Raw genomic sequence first — 6,144 nt, 5'->3', positions numbered from 1 at the left:
CCCCCGCCACCGTCCGCAGTACGGGCAGCGTCGCCGCCCCGCCGTCGTCGGTGATCTCCACCCGGACCCGGTCGGCCGCCGCCCGCACCACCACGTCCACGCCCCCGCCCGGACGCCCCGACGCCGTGTGCAGCAGCGCATTCGTCGCGATTTCGCTCACCATCACGTCCACGTCGCCGTTCCCGGAGTCCTCACCATGCCGCTGGAGTTCGCAGCGCACCCGGCGCCGCACCTCCCGCACGTCCATCACTTCACCGTCGCCGCCCGTGACCCGCTCACGGCTCGCACCGTCCCAGAGCATCACCGCACGCCCCCTGCCAGCGCCGCCGCCGCCTCCCGAGTGACGTCCGCGCCCGCACCCGCCGGGAACCGCACCACGCCGCCCCACAGGTACCCCGCACCGCCCCGCGCGTTCTCGACCACGACCACCGTGACGATGCGGCCACCGAACATCACCGACAGTGCCACCCCGCCGTGAATCTCCAGTTGCAACCGCGTTGGCGCCCCCAACAGCACCAGCGCCGCCGCCAACTCAGCCAGCAGCACCACCCGGCGGGCTATCACCTCCGGCGCCGCCCGCCACGGGCCAGCGCCGCCCGGAGGGGGTGCCTGATTCGATACGTTGTTCACGGGTTCGACTCCTTCGCAGTCGGGCCAAGGCCCTGGGACGCGGTGTGCCTGCACCGGCCCAGGGCCGTCCTCTGTCAGTGCTTCTTTTCGCCTTGAAACTCCGGCCCCATCAGCCGTGCGTACAGTGCGGCGAGCGCCCGCGCCGCTCCTCGGGGGTCTCTGTCAGGGTGCGAACGGTCCTCTTTGCCGTGATGCCAGCGGTATTCGCCGTCTGCCCACCTCACGGGCAGGTTCGTTGTGACGCTTAGCACCGTCCCGGACGGCCACTCCCGGATCCCCAGCACGGAGATCCCCAGCTCTTGAAGCTCGCCAGCCAGCCCGTTTAGTGCCCGACGCGTTGCATCTCCGTCCACCGCGTGATCTCCCTGTCACCTGATGTCGGCAACGACGCTAGAGATTTGCAGGTGGCCGGGCTTTCACAGCTTGTGAAAGGCTGAGAAGCGTCCTGTGAGCGACCATGAAGCTGATGACGACGTACCGTAGATGGGAACCGGCGGATCGTCCGAAGGAGATCACGACATGGACGCACAGGACACGGCCGGAGCACGAATTGCCACGTTTCGACGCCTTCGTGGCATGTCTCAGCGTGAGTTGGCACAGAAGGCTGCCATCTCGCTCAGCCTGCTGAGCAAGGTCGAGACCGGGAACCGCCCGGCCACCCCTGCCGTCATAAGCGCTACTGCACGCGAACTCAAGATCGACATTGCTCAGATCACAGGGCAGCCCTTTGCGCCGGATACCCCGACGGATGCTCAGGTGCACGAACACGTTGCCGTCCTGCGTAGAGAACTGGCGGCCTACAACCTGCCACCGACGGCTGAGGGGCAGCCGAGATCGATTGAGGACCTCACGGCCGATGTCGCCAAGCTGGCGAATCTTCGGCACGGCGTAAACCTGCTCAAGCTCGGTGAACACCTGCCCAAGACGCTAGAAGCTCTACGCTTCGCTGCGCATGCCTACGAGGGGTCAATACGCGAGCAGGTCTATGGCCTGCTCGCTGAGGGCTATGCAGCCGCCGGACAACTCGCTTACAAGATGGGCTATATCGATCTCTCGGCACTCACAACGGACAGGTACGAGTGGGCCGCCGAACGCTCTGGTGATCCTCTCTGCGTTCACATCGGTGACTACCTGCGAGCAGGAGAGTTGATGATGGCGGGCGACACGGCCTCCGCTGCTGCTCTCATGGATGCTTCCCTTGGGCGCCTGGAGCCTCACCTCGGCGGGAGGGGCTCGAACTGGCAATCCAAGTGGGCGGTTTGGGGCAATCTTCACCTCAAAGCCGCTCTTGTTGCGGCCCGTTCCGGACGCGGAGATGCTGAACTGTCGGCCTGGCAGTACTACGAACAAGCCAAGACAGCCGCCGACGAGATCGGCGAAGACCGGGACGACTACCGGCTGTACTTCGGACCTACCAACGTGCGGATATGGGCTGTCAGCCTAGCCGTCGAACTCTGCGACGACGCTGGGGCCATTGGGAAGGCCGAGGACGTACACCTTCCAAGCAGTGCCCCGAGTGAACGTCGGTCGCATCACTGGATCGACCTTGCGCGGGCGCATGTATGGCGTAATGACCCTGGAAACGCACTCCAGTGTCTCTACGAAGCCCGTGACATCGCCCCGCAGCATGCCCGGTTCCATCCCCAAGTTCGCGAGACGGCGCAACAGGTGGCGCGCATGGAACGTCAGACGACCGGGACTCTTCGCTCCTTCGCGTCATGGCTGGGGATGAACGACTGAGCAACCCATGTGTGTGAGGAGTTCCCCTACTAGGTCAAGGCGCGCCGTTGGCGCGCGTCGCCTCGCCTAGCGGTCGCCAGCGCACGCGTGTCCGGCTCCCTCGCAGCGCATCGGCCGCCGCGATCCGGTCCGCCGGATCGCGGCCGTCGCCAGCGCCCGGCTTTGGGGTCCGAGGCGGACGCGGGGCCCCTACCCCACGCCGCTCGTCCCCCGCCGGGCGCGCGACGGCCGCTCCCGTCGACCCGTCCGGGCGCCTCCGCTTGCACGGGACCCGTTCCCCGCTCCCGCAGGCATCCCGCGCGAGGTTCCGCGACCGGCAGGCGCCAGCCCGAGCGCGAAGCCTCCCCCCGGTTCGCAGGGGCGCCCGCCGGCTGCTAGCCGTCCTGCCTGGTCACAGTGCTACCGGTTGCCCGCTCAGGCAGCTTGAGACGTCGCGCTGCCGAGGTGATCGCACCGCGCGACCGGCCGAAGTGCGCCGCCAGCTCCGCCGTGCTCTTGGAGTCCCACAGTCGCGCTAGCTCGATCTCCTCGTAAGCACTCCATGCGCGCCCGTGGTTACGGTTCGCCGACCGCATGCGCGCCGTCCGTTCCGCCGCCCCGCCGTCCACCGTTCGCACCGTTGCCGTAGCGACGTCCAACGTGACTTCGCCGTTCGCCAGCAGGACCAGCCGGTCAGCGTCCACCGTCATCTCGCGCAGCGTCACCGCGCCGATCTGCTGAGGTTCGTTGAAGATGACCCGTACCTGCCCCATGAGCATCGCCCCGTTGTCCGTTGACTGCCCCCGAACCCGATAGCGGTGGTACCCGATCAAGGCAGGATGCAAGCGGAGCAAGTGCCCTAACGGAACGCCCGCCCATGGGGATAGTGCCGCCTCGGCACGTGCCTCATGCTGATGATTTGGTTCCCAACCAACCCCGCCACCCATCCCCTTGTCCGGAGCCGCTCCGCGGCCAGCACCCCAAACAGCGTGCGATGACGTCCGCGCCACGAACCGTCACGTCGCCTCTTCTCTAGGCGCATGGTCAGCGCCCGGGGTTGAGCGTGCGCTCGGGGCGCGACTGCATGGCGCTGTCCGAGGACTCCTAGGCGATCTGCTCCCGGGCGGTCGGCGGGCAGCCGCAAGCGGCGCCCGGAGCCGAGCGAGGCTAGCAGATCGCCCCTCAGACAGCGCGCAGTCACGCCCCGTAGGGTTAAGCCCTTGCCGGGCAAAACCCCCGATCAACGACCATCACGGTTCCGTAACCGTCTTCCCGGCCCCGTTCGGCCCCACCAAGCCGGTCACCACTCCCGGGCGGACGGCAAAGGACATGCCGTCGAGGGCCAGGGCCGGCCCGTACCGCTTGCGCAGCCCGGCGGCGACGATCCCCGGGGCGCTCATCGCAGCGAGCCCATGGTTCGCAATGCACTCATGCCGACGGTTGTACGCGGCACCCGGTTCCGGCCCGGTCGCAGCGGCCGCGACCGGGCTGAGACCGGGGATCTGGCATCGTTGACGAATGGCACCTCGACCCCGTGGACGGATCGGCCGCCCCGCCCGCACGACGGTCGGCGGTGAGCGGTGGTGAGGGTCCTCGTCGTCGAGGACTTCGAGGTCCTCGCCCGCTCCCTCGGGACCGGGCTGCGTCGCGAGGGCATGGCCGTCGACGTCGTCCTGGACGGGACCGCCGCCCTCGACCGCCTGGCCGTCACCCGCTACGACGTGGTGATCCTCGACCGCGACCTGCCCGGCGTCCACGGGGACGAGGTCTGCCGGCGGCTCGCCCACGACTGCCGCGACACCCGCGTGCTGATGCTCACCGCCTCCGGCACGATCGAGGACCGCGTCGACGGGCTCAGCCTGGGCGCCGACGACTACCTGCCCAAGCCGTTCGCGTTCGCCGAACTGGTCGCCCGCGTCCGTGCTCTGGCCCGCCGCGCCACCCCGCCGCTACCGCCCACCCTGGCATGCGGGGACATCACCCTCGATCCGGCCCGCCGCACCGCGTTCCGGGCCGGCCGGCGCCTCGAGCTGAGCCCCAAGGAGTTCGCCCTGCTCGAATGCCTGCTCGCCGCACCGGGCCTGGTCATCTCCGCTGAGGAGCTACTCGAACGCGTCTGGGACGAGGCCGCCGACCCCTTCAGCAGCGCCGTCAAGCACACCATGCACCGGTTGCGGGCCAAACTCGGCGACCCGCCCGTGATCGAGACCGTCCGCCAGGGCGGCTACCGCATCGGGTCGACATGACCTCCCCGCAGCCCGCCAGAAGGTCCCTGCAGACACGGCTCGCGCTCGCCTACGCGGCGGGCATCTACGCCGCCGGGGTCTTCGTGCTCGTCCTCGTCCTCGTTCCGCTCGCCAGCGTCGACGCGGCCACGCCCAAGGGCCGGCCCTCATCGAGCGTGACCACCGGAGCCGGGCGCGGGATCAGCCTGGCCCAGCTCCTCACCGGATCCGCCGTCGCCCTGGTCGTCCTGATTCCCGTCGCCCTGGCCCTCGGCTGGTTCGTCGCCGGCCGGTTCCTGCACCCGCTGCGCACCATCACCGCCACCGCCAAGAACATCTCCACCGGCAACCTGCACCGGCGCCTCGACCTCGGCGAGCCCGCAGACGAGCTGACCGAGCTCGGCCGCACCCTCGACGACCTGTTCGCCCGCCTCCAAGCCTCCTTCGACGCCCAACGCCACTTCGTCGCCAACGCCTCCCACGAGCTGCGCACCCCCCTCGCCGGGCTGCGCACCCTCCTCGAGGTCGCTCTCGCCGACCCCGATGCCGACACCGACACGCTGCGCTCGGCCTGCCGGGAGGCCCTCGCCCTCGGCGAACACCAGGAGGGGCTCGTCCGAGCACTGCTCGCTCTGGCCACCAGCGAGCGAGGCGTCACCCGCTGGGACACCCTCGACCTCGCCCAAGTCGTCGAAGGAGCGCTCGCCTCCCGCCGCGACCAAGCAGCGGCGAGAGGCGTCGACCTCGCCGAACACCTAACGCCCGCGGTGGCGGCCGGGGACCCGAAACTGATCGAGAGCCTCGTCGCCAACCTCATCGACAACGCCATCCGCCACAACCACGCAGGCGGGCACGTGGACATCACGACTCAGACCTCCGGCACGCGGGTGGTCCTGACGGTCGCCAACAGCGGGCCGGTCATCCCCGGCAACCAGATCCGGCGCCTCTTTCACCCCTTCCAAAGACTGGCGCCCGATCGCAACGGCCGCCGCGACGGCTACGGTCTCGGCCTCGCCATCGTCGACGCCGTCGCCCAAGCCCACCACGCCGCCCTCACCGCCGACGCACGCGCCGAAGGCGGCCTGTCCATCGCCGTACAGTTCGCGCACGCACCCCATCCACACCTCCAACATCAGGGGAAAGGGCTTCGCTGCGCGTCCCGAAGATGAACACTCCGTGGCCTTGGCCGCCATTGCCTTGGCCGCCATAGCATCCCAAGGAACCCGCGAGACCCGAGGACTTGGCCGTTTCATAGGTCCTCGCCTGTGCAACACCGCGCCACCTGCACGCCGTGCAGCGCGTTCTTCGTTTCATGGGTTGTTGCAAACGGCTCGACCCGTGCAACCGCACTGCGGAGCTGCCGCGCCCGGCCGGCGCCGGGGCCGAGCCGGCCGGGCACCCGTGCATCGGGTACGCCCGTCCACCAGTCGCTGGACACACGAACTGCTTTCCGGCGTTCGCTCCGGGGCCCGGTGTGCGTCGTCGCCGTGGCCTGGGGGTTCGCGGGGGCGGGCCGCGCCGCCGCGAACCCCCAGGCCACGGCGACGACGCACGCCGCAGCCGCTTATAC

At 69.4% G+C, this 6,144-nt stretch carries 7 protein-coding genes; 3 read left to right on the top strand and 4 right to left on the bottom strand.

The window, feature by feature from the left end; translation table 11 throughout:
• Positions 1–247 (bottom strand): ATP-binding protein (locus DMH08_RS37830; RefSeq protein ID WP_148108643.1); only part of this gene is annotated, 247 nt, incomplete at its 3' end.
• Positions 248–300: 53 nt separating this feature from the next.
• Positions 301–630, bottom strand: a complete 330-nt coding sequence (locus tag DMH08_RS37825) for a hypothetical protein (protein ID WP_125621035.1) — start codon at positions 628–630, stop codon at positions 301–303.
• Between the two features lie 519 nt (positions 631–1,149).
• On the opposite strand from DMH08_RS37825, the gene DMH08_RS37820 reads away from it, so the two are divergent.
• Positions 1,150–2,370, top strand: coding sequence for a helix-turn-helix domain-containing protein (locus DMH08_RS37820; protein ID WP_158642461.1), 1,221 nt, complete (start codon positions 1,150–1,152; stop codon positions 2,368–2,370).
• Between the two features lie 374 nt (positions 2,371–2,744).
• On the opposite strand, the gene DMH08_RS37815 is transcribed toward DMH08_RS37820, so the two are convergent.
• Positions 2,745–3,128: a hypothetical protein gene (locus DMH08_RS37815; RefSeq protein ID WP_125621031.1), complete on the bottom strand. Its 384-nt coding sequence runs from the start codon at positions 3,126–3,128 to the stop codon at positions 2,745–2,747.
• A gap of 471 nt (positions 3,129–3,599) precedes the next feature.
• Positions 3,600–3,749, bottom strand: coding sequence for an ATP-binding cassette domain-containing protein (locus DMH08_RS37810; protein WP_199748206.1), 150 nt, complete (start codon positions 3,747–3,749; stop codon positions 3,600–3,602).
• Positions 3,750–3,932: 183 nt separating this feature from the next.
• On the opposite strand from DMH08_RS37810, the gene DMH08_RS37805 reads away from it, so the two are divergent.
• Positions 3,933–4,595 (top strand): response regulator transcription factor, encoded by a 663-nt coding sequence (locus tag DMH08_RS37805; RefSeq protein ID WP_125621029.1) that lies wholly within the window; start codon positions 3,933–3,935, stop codon positions 4,593–4,595.
• Entirely contained in the window at positions 4,592–5,743 is a 1,152-nt protein-coding gene (locus tag DMH08_RS37800; protein ID WP_125621027.1) for a sensor histidine kinase, read from the top strand. The genes DMH08_RS37805 and DMH08_RS37800 overlap by 4 nt, the downstream gene beginning before the upstream one ends.
• The last annotated feature ends 401 nt before the right edge of the window (positions 5,744–6,144 follow it).

It is taken from the genome of Actinomadura sp. WAC 06369 (assembly GCF_003947565.1).
Lineage (GTDB): Bacteria > Actinomycetota > Actinomycetes > Streptosporangiales > Streptosporangiaceae > Spirillospora > Spirillospora rifamycini.
The sequence above is the reverse complement of the archived record's forward strand: the minus strand, read 5'-3'. Positions and strand labels throughout refer to the sequence as shown.

Coding starts and splice junctions, on each gene's coding strand:
- DMH08_RS37810 (WP_199748206.1), bottom strand. CDS start 3,749: ATGAGCGCCCCGGGGATCGTCGCCGCCGGGCTGCGCAAGCGGTACGGG.
- DMH08_RS37800 (WP_125621027.1), top strand. CDS start 4,592: ATGACCTCCCCGCAGCCCGCCAGAAGGTCCCTGCAGACACGGCTCGCG.
- DMH08_RS37815 (WP_125621031.1), bottom strand. CDS start 3,128: ATGCTCATGGGGCAGGTACGGGTCATCTTCAACGAACCTCAGCAGATC.
- DMH08_RS37820 (WP_158642461.1), top strand. CDS start 1,150: ATGGACGCACAGGACACGGCCGGAGCACGAATTGCCACGTTTCGACGC.